Consider the following 15,886-nt stretch of genomic DNA (forward strand, 5'->3'; position numbering starts at 1 on the left):
AATCGTTTGGAAAGGCTGGTTCAGGTTAGCCGATGCTTCAGCTGGTAATGCGATCTCTGACCGGTCTTCAACGCTACGACCCGGGTGCCTTGCGCCTGGTGCGTGGGGTCGACATGACGCTGACCATTGTTGCCTCCGTGCTTCTGACACTGCAACTCGCCCGTTTTTTTCAGCCTGCGGCTTCCGGTTTCGACCTGGCAGTGATTGCCGCCGGTGCAGGTTCCGGTGTCCTGGTTTTCACGCCTGTCTCGACCAGGAGACAGGAAGCATCCGATATTCTCTGGCTTGGCGCCATATTGACGGTCAGTTTCGCAATCGGTGCGGGCGTCATCGCCTTGTTTCGGGAAACCGCCATTCCGGTTCTTCAGGTCCTGTGGATCGCGGTAATCGCCATCGGTTTCGGCATGGACGGTCTCGGCCCGTTCTGGCTGCGTGCCGGACGTCTGTTGGCAATCTTCTGGATCTTTGTCGTCGTCGCCAGCAAACCCGTCGCACCTGGCCTCTGGTTGCCCGCCATGGGCGTCCTCGGGACAGCAACAGCTTTTGTATTCCGAATTCTTCTGTGGCGGCCATCTCCCGAAAAGACCTTCGTGCGCGTGGAAAGGACCAATCGCAAGGTCATGGCAGAATATCTGCTACAGGCAGCCTCGGGCGGTATCTCCGGCTTCAGTTCGCGCAAGATGAATCTGTCGCAACTGACCGTTCTGCGTGCTGAACTGGAAACCTGCGCCCAGCTTGTTGATCCGAAAAGCGGTCTGAAGGTCTTGTCACCGGAAGCGGCCGCCATGATCCAGCTGGCGCTTGAGGTGGTCCGAGGCGCTGTTGCTGCCTTGTCGGACCAATGCCGCGCCGACCTGACAGAAGGCGCATTCTATCGCGAGACCGTCCGGAACCTGACTGACAGCCTCGAGACGGGTGAACAGATTTCGGCAAAGCCGGTATTGGAGACCGTTTGGTCTCGCCCGCTCGCGGATCTGTCAGGCGATGATCAGTTCCATCTGCTCCGCATAGTGCAAGCCTTTCAGCGGCTGTGGCTGCTGGCCCAGGCGACCGAAAGCGTTCCGTCCGGTCAGAGAGGCTTCGGTGGTTCCGCATCTTCGCGTTGGTGGAAGAAGATCTCCTGGGAGCTCGCTCTGCAGGCAAGTGCGGCTGCCGCAGTCTGCTATGGGCTTGGTGCCTATTTCGGGCTGAGCCACATCTATTGGATTACGGTTACGGTTGTCGTGGTCATGTGCGCCAGTCTTGGGGCGACCGTCAAGAAGACGGTGCTGCGAACCGTGGGGACAGCCGTCGGGGTTTTCATTGCGCTGGCAGTCGAGCCCGTTCTGGCCGAATTGCCCGAGATCAGACTGATCCTGGTTATCCTCCTGCTGCCGCCGATTGTCGTTTTCCTGGAGCGGAACTACGGCATTGCCTCCGGGATTATCAGCTTCGTCGTGCTGATCGGATTGCAGGCTCTGACGGGAATGCCGGTTGCCGAGTTCTGGCCACGCATCTACGACACGTTGATTGGAGCCGCCGCGGGACTGCTGGCGGCCTGGGTGCTGTTGCCAAGGCGGAGTTCGGATAGCGTTCACCGGCTCGCGATCGATTACATCACTTCCTGTTTTGACTACCTGAAGGGAGAGGGCCGGAGCGAGCAAGAAGAGAAGATGGAATATGCGCATCTGAAGTCGGCGGCAAACGGTCTGGTGACCGCCGCCCAAGACTACCGGGCGGAGCAATCACCCTGGGCCTCGTTTGCGACGTCGATGGACGAATTGGACATCATGGTCCTTGTGTTGGCCGACTATGTCGTTCTCTACCGCCAGGCTCGCATGACAATCGTGACAGAGGTTGGGAGCAATGATTTCGACCCACCACTGTCCCCGATTGTCGCCAGATTGGACAAGCGGATGCTTGATGAGTTCGAAGCCGTGCTGGAGGGGAGGGAAAAGCAGTCCGTTCCTGGTCTGATCGAACAATGGACGGACATGGTACCGCTTGTCGGCACCAGAGGAACGCAATTCATGACCGACTGGGTTGCGATGCTCTACTATGCGCGCAAGATTGTCGGATGCCTCGATGGTTTGAAGCGGGACAAGAAGTGGTCTTCTGCTCTGGCGCTCGATCAGTGATTTTGACAATAATCTTTCCTGGTTCGGGTCTTTTTCTGAACAGGTTCAAAGCTTTGGATTCTTAGGTTCAAGTTCAATCGATGCTTCAACTGTTTCTGCAATCAATCACGCGCGTCATCCGCTACGATCCCGGAGCTATGCGGCTGGTACGTGGCGCCCATTTGATGATGACCGTCGTTATTGCGGGTTTGCTTGCCAATCAGCTAGGACCGTTCGCCGACGGTTTGTCGGGGTTCACCCTTTCAGTGCTGGCCGCAGCCGCGGGTGCACACTGCCTTTTGTTCACGCCAATCTCGACCCGAAAGCAGGAAGTCAGCGATCTTGTTTGGCTTGGGGCTATCATGACCGGCCTTGCTTTCTTCGGGATGGCGGCAGGGCTTGCCGCGGGCAAGAACGCAGCCGTCGTGCTTCAATCCATATGGATTGCGATCATCGCCATCGGGTTTGGGATTGAGGGTTTCGGTCAGTTTTGGCTGCGTGCAGGGCGCATGATTTCGATCTTCTGGCTGTTCGTGATCATGTCGAGTGTCTCCGGTTTGCCCGGAATATGGCTGCCTGCGATGACGATTTTCGGCGTGGTACTGGCCTTTTTGATCCGCATCGGGTTCTGGCGGCCGTCGCCGGAAAAAACCTACGAGAGGGTTGAAAAGGCAAATCGCCAGGCGATGGCCGACTATCTGAAGCTGGCTGCAAACGGGCAATTGTCGATCGACAGGCGCCGCCGGCTAAATGTCTCCGATGTGGCAAGCCTGCGTGCCGAACTGGACCTCAGCATTGATCTGATAGACCCGGAAGCGGCACTCCGGGGCCTGTCTGTTGAATCAGCTGCCATGATGCAGTTGGCGCTGGAGGTCGTGCGTGATGCGATGGCGATGCTATCGCCCGAAAGCCGTACTGAACTGATCGAGAACGCCACCTTTCAAAAGGTCGTGGGCCAGCTGTACGTAAGGATGACGACCGGAGAAGCTCCGGGCGGACAGACACCGTTTGACGTTGACTGGCCGGAACTTGAGGTCGGGTTTGAGAAAGGCGACAAGTTTCAGCTGTTGAGAATCGCGCAGGCCTTCGAGCGGATTTGGAATCTAGCCGAGGGGACATCCCGACTGAGAGCGGACGAGGATGCCGAAGTTGAGGTCAAGTCTGCGTCCTGGTGGCAGCAGATATCCTGGCGGCTTGCCGTGCAGGCAAGTGTGGCTGCGAGCGTGGGCTACGGCATCGGGATCTACTTCAATCTGAGCCACGCCTATTGGGTCACGATCACGGTGATCGTGGTCCTGTGCGGCAGTCTTGGCGCGACGATGAAAAAGACAACACAACGTACCCTTGGCACGGCGGTCGGATTCCTGTTCGCGATCATGCTGGAGCCGGTGCTCTCGGGTTATCCCGATATAAGGGTTGTGCTGATCATCCTCCTGTTGCCCCCGATCATCGTTTTGTTCGAACGCAACTACGGCATCGCCGCCGGAATTATCAGCTTTCTCGTTCTGATTGGGCTTCAAACGCTTACCGGACTGCCTGCCGTTGAATTCTGGGCTCGCCTCTACGACACCTTGATCGGCGCTGCCGTTGGATTGACCGCTGCCTGGGCGCTTTTTCCCAACAGAAGCGGTGACAGTGTTGAGAAGCTGGAGACGTCCTATCTGAACACCTGCTCGGAATACCTGAAGGCGGAGAACGGGCAGGAGGAGGCGGACACTCTCGACTACGCAGAATTGAAAGCGACCGCCCACAAACTGCTGGCGACCGCTCGAACCTATCGAACCGAACGCGCTCCCTGGTCCTCCTTCACCAAGTCTTCCAGCAAGCTGGATACGCTCGTCGTCCTGCTGGCGGACTATGTCGCGCTGTATCGTCAGGCGAGAGCCAATGTGCAGGCGGATGCGGGCAAATACGCCACCGTCGAACCGGTTGAAACGCTGGTTGGCAGAATGGACAAGCGCATCCAGGATGAGATCAGCGCCGTTCTGAATGGAAAGGGCAAACAGACCGTACCGGGACTGGCCGAGGAATGGCGGGCGGCGATGCCGGAAACGACAGAGACCGACACGCATTTCATGACCGATTGGGTTGCGATGCTTTATTACGCCAGGAAGGTTATCCGCTGCCTTGATGGCTTCCGGCAGGATGTCGGCTGAGTTTGGTGAACGGCGGTGCGGGCAGCTGCCAACCGCCATAAACCTTTCACTTATTTAATGTGCAAGCCATTGTCGCGATACAATCTAGGAGGCAGACTGTGTTCTGTGTCACAATCTGAACGGGATGCTCGTGCGAAGTTTGTTTGTCAGCAACCGGGCGCCCGCCATTGCCCGGGAGGAGGTATTTGACGATGAAAAGTTTGAAAATAACTCGCGGAATGATTGTAGGTGCCGGTCTGTTGGCCGGAATAGGAATTGGGACAGCCCACGCGCAGCAGGCGCAGCCGGTCAATGCCGATCCGACACCGCCGCCGACTTACGACTTCGTGCAGCAGGCCGGTGAAATGAAATTCGACGGCAAGACCATGACGCTTACCGGCACGGATGCGGGGGTCTTGTTCTTCAGTGATCGGCCCTACCGCGTTGGCGGTCAGCTTTCAAACAAGGATTTCGCGGGTTTCTGGGAAGTTGAGGACGGGTTCAAGGGAGACCCGCCGAATGCTGTCGTCAGCATCCTGAGCGAGACCGGCAAGGTTCCTGCGCTGGTGGAATTGACGTCGGCCAAGACGGAAGGCTCTTCAATGGTCTATGGCGTCAAGGTATTGCGGGGCGAGCTGCCGGAAAGCGCCAAGGGCGTCGCTCTCTTCATTGATCGCAGTTCCAGGCCGCACCATCATGGCGCAACCTCCACGGCACCCGGATCTGTCGGTTTCGAGCCCTACGGTCCATATTGCTACCACGCGCCACAAGATCCGCGCTGTCGTGCATGGCACCATCCTTATCACCCCTACTATCCGCCTTATTACCCGCCATATCCGCCATATGGCCCGTATTACCATCCGGGCGCCTATGCTGCGGGTGTAGCAACGGGTGCAGCCATTGCCAGCGCGGCCCGTCAACCGACCTATTACTACTATCCGATCCCGACCGGTCCGTTGCCGCCTAACTGCTGGATCAATTCTCAGCACACTCAGATGGTATGTACGGTCCAACTGCAGTAAGGCAGTTGCGCAATCCCCCCAATGCCCGGCCCCGCGTTTGAAACGCGGGGCCTTTTTTTTACTGGAGTTGGTACAGGTGCGATCTGAAACGTTAGAACACCTCCCACTGCAATTCGCACGCGGTTCCTTGATTGGATGCCCGAGCACGGATCATTTTGTTTGATGCTTTTTTCAAAATGATTTGTTGGTCGAAAGGACAAATGCGGCCTACACCTCGGGACGGAAAAACGACAGGAGAATTCCATGACGGAACAGCTTGTACTATTGCCCGAGGAAATGCGCATCACGTCCAAGTTCAAGGTCCCGGGCAAAGTGGAAGGAGTGTTCCGGACTTCTTCGCCTGATGATTTTCAAACCGACGCGGTGGACGCGCTTGAACTGACCTTTGAAGGCGTCCCGGGGGACAGGCACGCCGGTTTTACCCGTCGATCAGGCGGACGTGAACCATGGTATCCACGCGGCACGGAGATGTGCAACGAGCGTCAAATCTCAATTCTCTCGCTCGAAGAACTCTCCTTGGTGGCCGGACGCATGGAGATCGCCGAAATCAAGTCCGAATGGATTGGCGGCAATATTGCGGTGTCGGGCATTCCAAATCTGACCCAGGTTCCTCCGCGCACGAGACTGGTGTTCGAGGGCGGCACCGTCATTCGCGTCGATGGAGACAATCCTCCCTGCCGCTTTTCCGGCGCGGCCATTGCAGCCAACTATCCGGACCGGGAAGGCCTGGATCTCCTGTTCCCGAAGGCGGCTACGCGTTTGCGCGGATTGGTGGGCTATGTCGAAATTCCCGGCTTGATCCGTCAAGGTGAAACTGTCACCGCTCACATTCCGGAACAGTGGATTTACGAACGGCGCTGAACCAAGGGTTCGAACGCTGCATTTCGCAACTCTCCCTGACTCAGGTCTCAGGTTCCTGGTCCAGAGAAACTTCCTTGTTGCAGCCCCAGTTGCGGAGGGTTTCGTTCATCTCCTCCGCAACAAAGTAACGCGCTGCGTCGCGGTCGTATCCCTCTTCTAGCAATGCGTCGTACTCCGTCATCTCATGGCGGATATGGCTGGTCGTCGCCTGCCAGAGCGAAATTGAAGGTGGCAGATGGCGCAAGTGGCCCGCCAGTGCAAGATCAAGAATGGCTTCCGCATCGCGCATGGGAACGCGCGGCAGCAAGGCTCTCAAAGCCTTGCGCAAGTCCTTTTGACGTTTGGTTCCACCGCGCATGTTTTCCCGTTACCACGACCTTGATCAAAAGGGGAGGTGTGGCCACTCGTTTACGCTCTGGATCTGTGCTTTTCCGCAGTTGCATCGAAACCGGCAAGCGGCAACCCGGCGACAGTCCTTGTCGCATGTGCGCTCTCGTGAACCTCATCAAAGGGAAGGGCGGGCGCAAAGAAGAAACCCTGAGCAAGTTTGCATTCAAGGACTTCCAACACCTCAAGCTGGCTGCTCTTTTCAACACCCTCGACAATACAGGACATCTGCATGGACCGGCACAGGTTCACGATTGAAGTGATGACATCTCCCGCGACCTGCTCACTGATGTCGGAGACAAAACTCCGGTCGATCTTCACGCAATCGATTGGCAGGCGGTGAAGATAGCCGAGGCTGGAGTATCCGGTCCCGAAGTCGTCCAGCGCCAGTTTGACACCCGCATTGCGCAACTTGCGCAGGCAGCTTTCTGCGGCTTCATAGCTGCCGATGACAGACGTCTCCGTGATTTCGAAGGTGATCAGTTTCGGGTCGATGCCGTTGCGGAGAATGGTTTCAAGCAGTGTAGCGACCGTCTCAGCAGACGTAATGTCGTGAGCGGAAAGATTGAACGAAAGATAGAGGTCTCCCGGCAGCGATTTGATCTGGCGGACAGCCTTTTCAAAGAGCGATATCGTCAGCCGGTTGATCAGTCCGGTTCGCTCCGCTATGGCGATGAACTGATCAGGTTCGACCTCCTCAAGAACCGGGCTGTGCCAGCGCACAAGTGCTTCGAACCCGACAACCTCCCGCCCGGGCAGCGAGACGACCGGTTGGAAATAGACCTTGAATTCGTTGTCGAGATCAGCGCATTGCAACGCGCTTTCGATCGCACGCTCGGATCTGATCTTGGCCTCATGGCTCTTTGAGTAAATTGTGGTGCGACCGCGTGAATTCGATTTTGAGTTATAGAGGGCGTAGTCGGACCGATCGAAAAGCACATGGGCCGATCTGCCAGCTTCCGGATAAATCGCAATGCCGCAGGACGCGCCGATGGTCAGCTGCAGTTCACCGAATCGATAGGGAGCGCTGATGCGCTCACAAATGGACTGGCTGACAGTCGCGGCATTCGCCGGGTCCCCGGTGAAAAGAATGCCGAATTCGTCGCCCCCCAACCGGCAGACCTCGATGTCGGGATGCTTCAGGGACTTCAACCGGTCTCCGACCTCGGCCAGCAACTGATCGCCGAGTTTGTGTCCATACGTGTCGTTGACCGGTTTGAAGCGGTCCAGATCCAGAACACCGACCGCAAACGTCCGCTCGGTGTTTTCGTCGTCTTCAATCAGGTTCTCCAGCCGATTGAAAAAATATCTGCGGTTCGGCAGCCCGGTAAGCGCATCGGTATGGGCGAGGCGTCGGTTTTCCTCACTGAGACTTTGGGTCTCTCGCTGTTTTGCTGCGAGTGCTTCCTGGGACCGGATCAGCTTGCAAAAGCCGGAATAGCCGTTCAGCAGGACCTTCAGGACAACCAGAAAGACGAGAAAGATGTTGAGTGCGATTGCAAAGTAAACGTCCTGATCGAGGCCTACGTAATAAACGAGGTATGGAACGGTCACGATGAGCATGACCAGGATAGCGGCCTGAGGCAGGTTCATCAGGCAGAAAACGCAGCCGATCACCGTAATTGCAATGAAAAGAGCGATATGACCGCGTTCTTCAGGGCCTCCGTATCCGTCCAGACTGAGAGACCATGCGATGTAGATGACGGCTATGACGCTTCCAAGCAGCACCGTTTGCCGCATCTTTTTGATGGCTTCGTCCGGTCCCGGCGATATTTTGCCTGCGCGTAGCCAGGCCACAAGCCTGAATGACGTGACTGCGAGCATCGGAATGAGCACGCCCACGGTCAAATAGAATGGAGCGATGTCGTAGTGGGTGTAGGACACCGCCACTGCATTGACCATCAGGAGAAAATAGAGAGCCGGAATCTGGGTTTTCAGCGCATTGTACTGTGCCTGAGCCAGTTGAGGATTCCGGGGGTCAATCAGCATCCAGCGTATGAAGCTGTTGACCTTGCTCATGACTTCGCCTGCCAGTGGCCAATGCTGAAAATAGACGCAAAGAATAATTGGCGCATGGATTCAATGATCCGTAGAAATTGTAAATCTTGAGGAAGAAAATAGCTGGTGGGATCTGAAAATCGAGTTAACCGAAGGCTGGCAATGACTGAAGCTTTCTGATGAGGACTACGGCTCCAGTTTGGGAATGGTTAAGACTTCCGTCAAAAACAGGCACAGGGCGTGGGTAGGAAAACAGAGTGGAAACGCCCATCGGGCAGAACAGCCACGGCACAGGCGAGGTGATTAATCGAAGGGTAATAAGGAAAGCTAACTATTTTTTTATGCGTGAATAGCATTATATTGGGGTCATGGCAGATCGAACGCGCACACGGCTATTAAATGCACTCAAGTCTTCCGGCCCGCAAACAGCTGCGGATCTTGCCAAAGGCCTCAATGTCACGTCGGTGGCGGTCAGGCAGCATCTGGATGGACTTCATCAGGATGATCTGGTGGATTTCGAAGACATCAAGGGCTCAGTCGGCCGGCCAAAAAGGGTTTGGGACCTGACAGCCGCCGGGCATCAGCAGTTTCCAGACAATCATTCCAATCTGGTGCTTGGCCTGTTAACCGGTCTCAATGATCTCTTTGGAGACGAAGGGCTCGAGAAATTGATTTCTCACAGGGAAGCTCACAGCCGGAAGTCGTATCAGGAAGCGATCGAGGGCGTGTCTGATCTTGCCGGGCGCGTGGACAAACTTGCTGAACTGCGCAGTCAGGAAGGCTATATGGCTGAGGTTATCGCACAGGACGATGGCTTCTATCTTGTAGAGAACCATTGCTCAATCTGCGCCGCCGCCACGGCCTGTCAGGGTTTTTGCCGGTCAGAACTCAGGTTGTTCAAGGATGTGCTGGGACCGGATGTGACTGTTGAGCGCACGGAGCACCAGTTGTCCGGTGACCGGCGCTGTGTATACCGGATCGAGCCGCGGCCTCAGCATTAACAACCGCGCGGGGCCAACTGGTCAAAAAAGAACTTTTCAGGAGTATTGCGGGTGTCAATCGCCGGACCGCTTTTGGCGCAACTTGTCGACCGTTACTTCCGACCTTTCGAAGCGCATTTGAAGCCGCTGGACCTGCCGGTGGCACCTTTGCCGGATGAAGGGCCGTTGCGCCTTGTGCTGCACTTCGCGCGGATGTTCAGGTGGCAATTGGTGATAGTCTCGATCCTTGCGGTGATTTCGGCAGGGTTGGGGCTCGCCGGCATTTGGGCCATCGCTTTTGTGGTGGACGGTGTGACCGGGCAGGGGGCCCGGATTTTCCTTCAGGAAAACGGCTGGTTGCTGCTCGGATTTTTCGTACTTTTCGTGGTCATCGATCCGCTCGCCTTCCTGTTGCGACAAACCTATGCCTTCCAGACGGTTCGTATTCTGTTGCCTGCCGCTATGCGCTGGCAGGCACACAAGGCGGTCGAAACGCAGGATCTGGCCTTTTTTGAAGACACCTTCGCCGGACAGGTAGCCTCGCGCATAGCGCAGGTAACGATGTCGGTCCACCGCCAGATGATGCTGGCAATCGAGACCATTCCTCGCCTCATCATTCAATTCGGCGGCTCATTCTTTCTCCTGCTGGCAATGGCCTGGCCATTAGCTGTGCCGGTGATGATCTGGATTTTGGCAAACATCCTGGTCGCCTGGTTGGCCATTCCCTCCTATTTGCAACGATCAGCCAAGGTTGCGGCTGCAAACTCCCGTGCAACAGGTGCAATGACAGATGTTTATTCCAACATCGCCATGGTCAAGCTGTTCGCCGCTGAAGATTCTGAAGCTGGGGCCATTCGCAAGGTGATCGGTGAAACCATCGATACAAGGCACAGTGAAAACCGTTCCTACATTTTGACGGACAGCGCGGTTTACTTCCTGAATGTGCTGTTGATCCTGGCGGTCGTGGTGATCGGCTTCATGGGGCTCATGGACGGTTGGGTCACTATCGGGGAATTTGTTGCCGGTCTTACGGTCACCCGCTCCCTTTCAGCGGCATCCTCGAGTTTCATCGGGGTTGGTCAATCGATTACGAGCACCCTCGGCACGATCAGGGATGCCATGCCGATCATGACCAGCCGCCCCGAGATCACCGATCGTCAGAACGCAGTGGTTCTCAAGGTTTCCAAGGGAGAAATTCGCTTCGAGGACGTCTCTTTCTCGTATCAGAAGGATCGGCGGCCGGTTTTGGAAGAGTTCAATCTCCAGATCCAGTCAGGTGAACGGGTCGGCCTTGTAGGGCTTTCGGGCGCCGGCAAATCGACCGTGATTTCTCTGCTCATGCGCTTGCGTGACGTTTCCAGCGGCCGGATTACAATCGATGGCCAGGATGTCCGGGAAGTCACTCAGGCTTCGCTGCGCAGTCAGATCGGTGTGGTCACCCAGGATATTTCACTGTTGAACCGCTCCATACGAGACAATATCCGCTACGGCAAACCGGAAGCTGAGGATGATGAAATCAGAACCATAGCGAAGGCGGCTGAGGCACTCGACTTCATCGAGGAGCAGCAAGACAGCAAGGGCCGCACTGGGCTCGACGCCCACGTAGGCGACCGCGGCGTGAAGCTTTCCGGTGGGCAGAGGCAGCGCATCACCATCGCACGCGTTCTTTTGAAGGACGCACCCATCCTGATCCTGGACGAGGCGACATCGGCTCTGGACAGTGAAGCGGAGCTGGCCATCCAGCAAAATCTTGCCCGCATGATGGAAGGACGGACAACACTTGCCGTTGCACACAGGCTATCGACGATTGCCGCGATGGACCGTCTTGTGGTCATGGACAAGGGCCGGATCATCGAAGAGGGCAGCCACCAGGAACTGCTCAGACGCGGTGGCCTTTACGCCATGCTTTGGGAGCGACAATCGGGTGGATTTCTGGCGCTTGGGGCAGCTGAATGAACGAGTCCCGGTGGAAAGACTGAGATTTCATCCTGAACTTCCACGCACTTATCTTCGCTTCAATATGACCCTGAGGTGCCATTGTTCGAAGGCGAAAGTGTTCGTTTTTTCTTTGTAAAGCTCTTTCATTCGACGGAAAAATTCTGTTTCCAGCCGGTCAATTTCTTCTTTCTTTCCAGAAGAGGAGGGCGCAAAGAGCTGATTTCTCAAGGTTGAGCTGGCAAAGGCATGTGTGAAGCCGCAGTAGCGCCGGGCGTAGTCTGCTGGGTTCTCAATATAGGCACCAAAGACATCCCCCCCTTCGACCTTGTTGCCAACCTTGATCAGTTCGATTTCATAAGCCGTGGCAAGCTCTTCATCCGTTTCAAATGGCTGTCTGGCTTCTTTTTCGCTCAGGAACCAGAAGCTGAAGACAAAATCATCGGCCGTCTTGGCATCAAGAAGGCCGTCTTTTTTCATGCTCGCCGTAACCGCTTGAAAGGCTCGATAAACTCCGCGACCGGAAACGGCCTTGTCGTTGGGATCTCCAGGTGACGGAACCGCACCAAGGGTCGAGACAAAGAGATATCCTCCGCTGTGCAACTCCTTGGCGCGATGCCGCAAGAATGTGGACCAGTCCTGAAGCGCTCTCTCCCGCATTTGCTTGTGCGCCTGTTCCGGCAGGTCGGCGAACCAGACCGTGTCCGGTGCGTTGATCTTGAATGGGGAACTGAGCCAGTGGCTGGCTGCGAAACATGTGGCAAGAGACACAGAAGCGGACGAGGCCATTTGGTTGAAGAAGGTGCCAACGGATGTGTTTACCTGCGGTGCGTCTTCTCCACCTGCATAACCGGACTTGCCGAACACGATGCCCATCAGGGCGTTCCAGTCGTTTCCCGGCTGATCTGCATGGCAGACCGTAACCGGCTTGCCCGGAGCTGATTGTCGCCAGGCTTCTATTGCCGGTTTCACTGTATCGATTGCACTCTGTCCGGGACCGCATCCGTAGTCGGTGATGTTCAGTCCACCCGGCAGATCGGACAACCTGTTTGCCAGTTCGAAAATGACATCCGAGTTTCGAAGCGTATCCTGTCTTTGAGCCAGGGAATTGTCGTCGTAATCGACCATTCCTTCGGTCGCTCTGTCCGGAACCGATTTCTGCGTCATGACAATTCCCACCTCTGCAATTGTAGCGATCTTGCCGATACGTGGCGCTGCGAGATCAAATCCGCTTGAGGATTGCTTTCAGGTGCCACTGTTCGCAGGCATATTCGTTGGTTTTTTCCGCGTAGAGCGCTTCGAAACGCCGGAAAAACTCCGCTTCAATCTCATCTGCGGTTCTCCCGCGGCCTGAAGACGGCTCAAACAGGTTTCGTCTGAGAGTGGTGCCGGCATAAGCACGCGTATAGCCGGAATATCGCCGGGCATATTCCAGCGGGTCCGACAGGCAATCCAGAAACAGATCACCACCATCGTCTACATATTCGGCCTCGATCGTGTCGATTTCATAGAGTTTCGACAACGAGTCACTTCGCTCGATGGTTTGCCGGGCTTCGTCAGCGGTAAGGAACCAAAGGCCGAAGACAAAGTTGTCCGCAACGTCGCGGTCCAGTTCGCCGTCTTCGACCATGGAAGCGACAACCGCCTGCTGAGCGCGGTAGTTTCCTCTTCCTGCCGCCGCGATGCCGTTGATTTCACCTGCTTCCGGCACAGCCCCGAGCGCTGATACAAACAGATAACCACCGGGTTGCAGTTCCTCAGCCCTCAGTTGCAGGAAGTTCACCCAGTCACTTTCCGCCAGCCGCCACATCTTCTTTCGCGCTTCACCGGTCAGATCGGCAAACCAGATGGTTTCAGGAGCATAAAGCCGGACGGATTGGCTGAGCCAGTGGCTGGCAAAAAAGCAGGTTGCGATCGTAACCGAGCTGTCAGGCATCATGCGCTCGTAAAAGGAGCCGACCGACGTGCGTACCAATGGTGCATTGGCATCATTTGCATAACCGTTGTCACCGAACACCAGACCCATCAGGGAGTTCCAGTCGTTTCCAGGCTGATCCGCGTGGCACACGGACAGGTCGGTGTGGGGGCGGGAACTCCAGGCTGAAAGCGCCGGACGAACGGTTTCGATCGCGCTTTGTCCCGGTCCACACCCATAGTCGGTGATGTTCAGCGGAAGGGATTGGGTGGCAACTCTTTTGGCAAGGTCGAAAATGACATCCGAGTTATGCAAGGCATTCTGCTTTTGAGCGCGAGAGTTTGCATCGTAGTCGACCATGCCTTCCGTGGAACGGTCTGGTGCTGTTTCCCGTGTCATGTGACCTCCCTGAAGCGACGGATAGACATGGAGCAAGTGTTTTCTTCAGTTGCAATGGTGACCGAAATAATCGCCACAAGGAAGAGCAGACCAATCAGGTCAAACTGAGCGGAGGCGTTTCTCGTCGATTGAAGGCGTCCGGATTTCTGAAAACTCAGCGCTTGAAGCTTTGAAAATTCATCCTTTCTGACTGCGGATACAGGTGGAGCGACATCGGCTGATCAAGTGAAGGCGAATCCATCGAAGCGTCACGGCATTTTCGACTTCTGAACTCAAGCGCAATTTGGGGTTGGTAGGTATTCATTGCTGGATAAGCAAAAGCTTCTCTGTCGCCTGTTGATTTTACGAAACCCAGCTGACAATACTCCCGCATGGACAAGAGAGATCGTGCCGTACTGTTCAGAGAGCGCCTGTCTGACGCGTTGCGCAGCCGGGACATGAACCGCAGCGACCTGGCTCGCGGAGCCAGATTGGATCGCTCGACAGTGTCTCAACTCCTGTCCGAAGACGCTCCACGACTGCCGAATGGTCAGGCTCTGGCTGCAATCGCCACTGCATTGAGTGTTTCGTCGGACTGGCTTCTGGGCCTTTCCACTCACCGGGGGGCGGCTGCGGAAATTCTCGACCAGGCGGTCCAGGTTGCAGAGACCGATCGTCACCCCGTGGACGAACACCTGCTTGCCTGGTACCGCGATGCCGTCGGGGCCAAGATCCGGCACGTTCCGGCTAACCTTCCTGATGTTCTCAAGACAGAAGCCGTACTCGCCTACGAATACGCCGGAGAAACGCTGCGCACGGCAGATCAGGCCATTACTGGAACGCGTGACCAACGTGCTCTTTTGGGTCGGGCCGATTCCGACATGGAAATTGCCCTCTCCAGAGAAGCGCTTGAAGGTTTTGCGCGCGGCGAAGGCATGTGGACGGGTCTGTCAAAGGATGCCCGGTGCGAGCAACTGGAAGTCATGGGGCACATCCTGGACGACCTTTATCCCTCCTTGCGCCTGCACCTCTTCGGTGCAAGCGATCGGTTTTCGGCCCCGTTTACCGTTTTCGGCCGGAAATGGGCGGCACTTTACATGGGGCAGCGTTATCTGGCCTTTTCGAACACACGCCATGTCCAGCTGTTCTCCGGTCACTTCGATGACCTGGTTCGCCACGCGGTCATTCGCTCCCATGAAGCAGGTGAGTTTGCCGCGGGCCTGGCCAAGGGGATCGAGTAGTCCCAAGCGTAGCCAGCCGCCGCGAATAGCCTCCCGAAGCATGCTCGGACGAGTGGCAGAGCAAGTTGCGTTGCTGGCACCTATGCAACACTTCCGCCAAGCCCGCTCATTCTGGAATTCCAGAACTGAAGACGAAATTGGTGACTGGGCCAGACGTTGATTGATTTTGTGTCTGAGTACAATCTTGTCTTGTGGCGACTAAAACATCACATGAAAACAGATAATTAGCAACGTGACCCACTACTCCTGTGGGTTGTGATGTAGCCATTTTTGTCCTTTTGGTGGCGATTCTGCTTGACAATCATTAACAAATGTCCACATATGTATACGTATCGATACAATTGGTGACATCGGGAAGCTCATGCCAAAAAGCATTCCAATAAGCGTCAGGTTGAACGACGACGACGTTGCGTTCCTGGCCAGCTATGAAGTTCAGGGCGCACGGACGCCGAGTGACAAGTTGCGAGAAATCCTGAGAGCTGCCCGGGAACGGGAAGAGGGTATTCAGGATGTGGCTGCTTGCGAGGATTTGCTGAGAACGATGATCCGTCCGGCGGAGAAAGGGGTTCGGCAATTACAGCGGGAAACAGGGCAAAGGTCTGACTTTGTCATCAAACTGTATGAACGCCTGCCCGAAATGTTCGCCGAGCTGATTGCCTCGGCTCCGGGACCTGGAAAGGACGCACAGGATCTGAAGAAGTTCGAGGCTGCGCTTTCGGCGGAACTGTTTTCGTTGATCGAAGAGATCTTCGATCTCGGATTGACGACGCCAAGTCGAACCTATGATCCGGATCTGATGGATCGAAGGTTGGTCCCGATATTGGAAATCACGCGGCTTCTTGAACAAAGGCGCCGTAGTGGAGACCGGGATGACACCTGAATGAAAAAACCGTCGTTGCGCGAGGAGTGACGTCCGCTGCAGCAACGTAATGAGACGA

Annotated in this window: 12 protein-coding genes; 8 read left to right on the plus strand and 4 right to left on the minus strand. The window is 56.0% G+C overall.

The genetic code is table 11. The annotated features are described in order from the left end of the window. Positions 1-32: 32 nt before the first annotated feature. From ABLO27_RS00815 to ABLO27_RS00830, 4 genes are all read left to right on the plus strand, one after another. Positions 33-2,117: an FUSC family protein gene (locus ABLO27_RS00815; protein WP_353029883.1), complete on the plus strand. Its 2,085-nt coding sequence runs from the start codon at positions 33-35 to the stop codon at positions 2,115-2,117. An 80-nt stretch (positions 2,118-2,197) separates the two neighbouring features. After that, entirely contained in the window at positions 2,198-4,252 is a 2,055-nt protein-coding gene (locus tag ABLO27_RS00820; protein WP_353029884.1) for an FUSC family protein, read from the plus strand. 191 nt (positions 4,253-4,443) lie between these two features. Continuing rightward, on the plus strand, positions 4,444-5,253 hold the full coding sequence (locus ABLO27_RS00825; protein ID WP_353029885.1) for a hypothetical protein: 810 nt from the start codon (positions 4,444-4,446) through the stop codon (positions 5,251-5,253). A gap of 243 nt (positions 5,254-5,496) precedes the next feature. Beyond that, positions 5,497-6,114, plus strand: a complete 618-nt coding sequence (locus tag ABLO27_RS00830; RefSeq protein ID WP_353029886.1) for an MOSC domain-containing protein — start codon at positions 5,497-5,499, stop codon at positions 6,112-6,114. Between the two features lie 40 nt (positions 6,115-6,154). Here the strand turns inward: ABLO27_RS00830 and ABLO27_RS00835 are convergent, their stop codons facing one another. Beyond that, the gene (locus ABLO27_RS00835) at positions 6,155-6,472 is read right to left on the minus strand and encodes a DUF2293 domain-containing protein (protein WP_353029887.1); all 318 of its coding nucleotides are present in this window, start codon (positions 6,470-6,472) and stop codon (positions 6,155-6,157) included. 50 nt (positions 6,473-6,522) lie between these two features. Next, entirely contained in the window at positions 6,523-8,520 is a 1,998-nt protein-coding gene (locus tag ABLO27_RS00840) for a putative bifunctional diguanylate cyclase/phosphodiesterase (protein WP_353029888.1), read from the minus strand. A 347-nt stretch (positions 8,521-8,867) separates the two neighbouring features. Between ABLO27_RS00840 and ABLO27_RS00845 the strand changes: the two genes are divergently transcribed. Further along, positions 8,868-9,500, plus strand: a complete 633-nt coding sequence (locus ABLO27_RS00845; RefSeq protein WP_353029889.1) for a helix-turn-helix transcriptional regulator — start codon at positions 8,868-8,870, stop codon at positions 9,498-9,500. Between the two features lie 51 nt (positions 9,501-9,551). Further along, positions 9,552-11,435 carry an ABC transporter ATP-binding protein gene (locus ABLO27_RS00850; RefSeq protein ID WP_353029890.1) on the plus strand — a complete coding sequence of 628 codons (1,884 nt, stop codon included), beginning with the start codon at positions 9,552-9,554 and terminating at the stop codon, positions 11,433-11,435. Positions 11,436-11,483: 48 nt separating this feature from the next. Here ABLO27_RS00850 and ABLO27_RS00855 read toward each other — a convergent pair whose 3' ends face one another. Both ABLO27_RS00855 and ABLO27_RS00860 read right to left on the minus strand, forming a co-directional pair. After that, the gene (locus tag ABLO27_RS00855; protein ID WP_353029891.1) at positions 11,484-12,581 is read right to left on the minus strand and encodes a hypothetical protein; all 1,098 of its coding nucleotides are present in this window, start codon (positions 12,579-12,581) and stop codon (positions 11,484-11,486) included. Positions 12,582-12,636: 55 nt separating this feature from the next. Next, positions 12,637-13,728: a hypothetical protein gene (locus ABLO27_RS00860; protein ID WP_353029892.1), complete on the minus strand. Its 1,092-nt coding sequence runs from the start codon at positions 13,726-13,728 to the stop codon at positions 12,637-12,639. A gap of 371 nt (positions 13,729-14,099) precedes the next feature. Between ABLO27_RS00860 and ABLO27_RS00865 the strand changes: the two genes are divergently transcribed. Together ABLO27_RS00865 and ABLO27_RS00870 are read left to right on the plus strand one after the other, a co-directional pair. Then, on the plus strand, positions 14,100-14,948 hold the full coding sequence (locus ABLO27_RS00865) for a helix-turn-helix domain-containing protein (protein ID WP_353029893.1): 849 nt from the start codon (positions 14,100-14,102) through the stop codon (positions 14,946-14,948). Positions 14,949-15,309: 361 nt separating this feature from the next. Further along, entirely contained in the window at positions 15,310-15,828 is a 519-nt protein-coding gene (locus tag ABLO27_RS00870; protein ID WP_353029894.1) for a hypothetical protein, read from the plus strand. Positions 15,829-15,886: the final 58 nt, after the last annotated feature.

Origin of the sequence: Roseibium sp. SCP15 (assembly GCF_040329435.1) — a bacterium.
In the GTDB taxonomy this organism is placed as follows: domain Bacteria; phylum Pseudomonadota; class Alphaproteobacteria; order Rhizobiales; family Stappiaceae; genus Roseibium.

What these genes read in the sequence shown, in the direction of transcription:
- ABLO27_RS00840 (WP_353029888.1), bottom strand. Translation starts at nt 8,520, where the DNA reads ATGAGCAAGGTCAACAGCTTCATACGCTGGATGCTGATTGACCCCCGG.
- ABLO27_RS00855 (WP_353029891.1), bottom strand. Translation starts at nt 12,581, where the DNA reads ATGACGCAGAAATCGGTTCCGGACAGAGCGACCGAAGGAATGGTCGAT.
- ABLO27_RS00820 (WP_353029884.1), top strand. Translation starts at nt 2,198, where the DNA reads ATGCTTCAACTGTTTCTGCAATCAATCACGCGCGTCATCCGCTACGAT.
- ABLO27_RS00830 (WP_353029886.1), top strand. Translation starts at nt 5,497, where the DNA reads ATGACGGAACAGCTTGTACTATTGCCCGAGGAAATGCGCATCACGTCC.
- ABLO27_RS00860 (WP_353029892.1), bottom strand. Translation starts at nt 13,728, where the DNA reads ATGACACGGGAAACAGCACCAGACCGTTCCACGGAAGGCATGGTCGAC.
- ABLO27_RS00835 (WP_353029887.1), bottom strand. Translation starts at nt 6,472, where the DNA reads ATGCGCGGTGGAACCAAACGTCAAAAGGACTTGCGCAAGGCTTTGAGA.
- ABLO27_RS00845 (WP_353029889.1), top strand. Translation starts at nt 8,868, where the DNA reads ATGGCAGATCGAACGCGCACACGGCTATTAAATGCACTCAAGTCTTCC.
- ABLO27_RS00870 (WP_353029894.1), top strand. Translation starts at nt 15,310, where the DNA reads ATGCCAAAAAGCATTCCAATAAGCGTCAGGTTGAACGACGACGACGTT.
- ABLO27_RS00865 (WP_353029893.1), top strand. Translation starts at nt 14,100, where the DNA reads ATGGACAAGAGAGATCGTGCCGTACTGTTCAGAGAGCGCCTGTCTGAC.
- ABLO27_RS00815 (WP_353029883.1), top strand. Translation starts at nt 33, where the DNA reads ATGCTTCAGCTGGTAATGCGATCTCTGACCGGTCTTCAACGCTACGAC.
- ABLO27_RS00825 (WP_353029885.1), top strand. Translation starts at nt 4,444, where the DNA reads ATGAAAAGTTTGAAAATAACTCGCGGAATGATTGTAGGTGCCGGTCTG.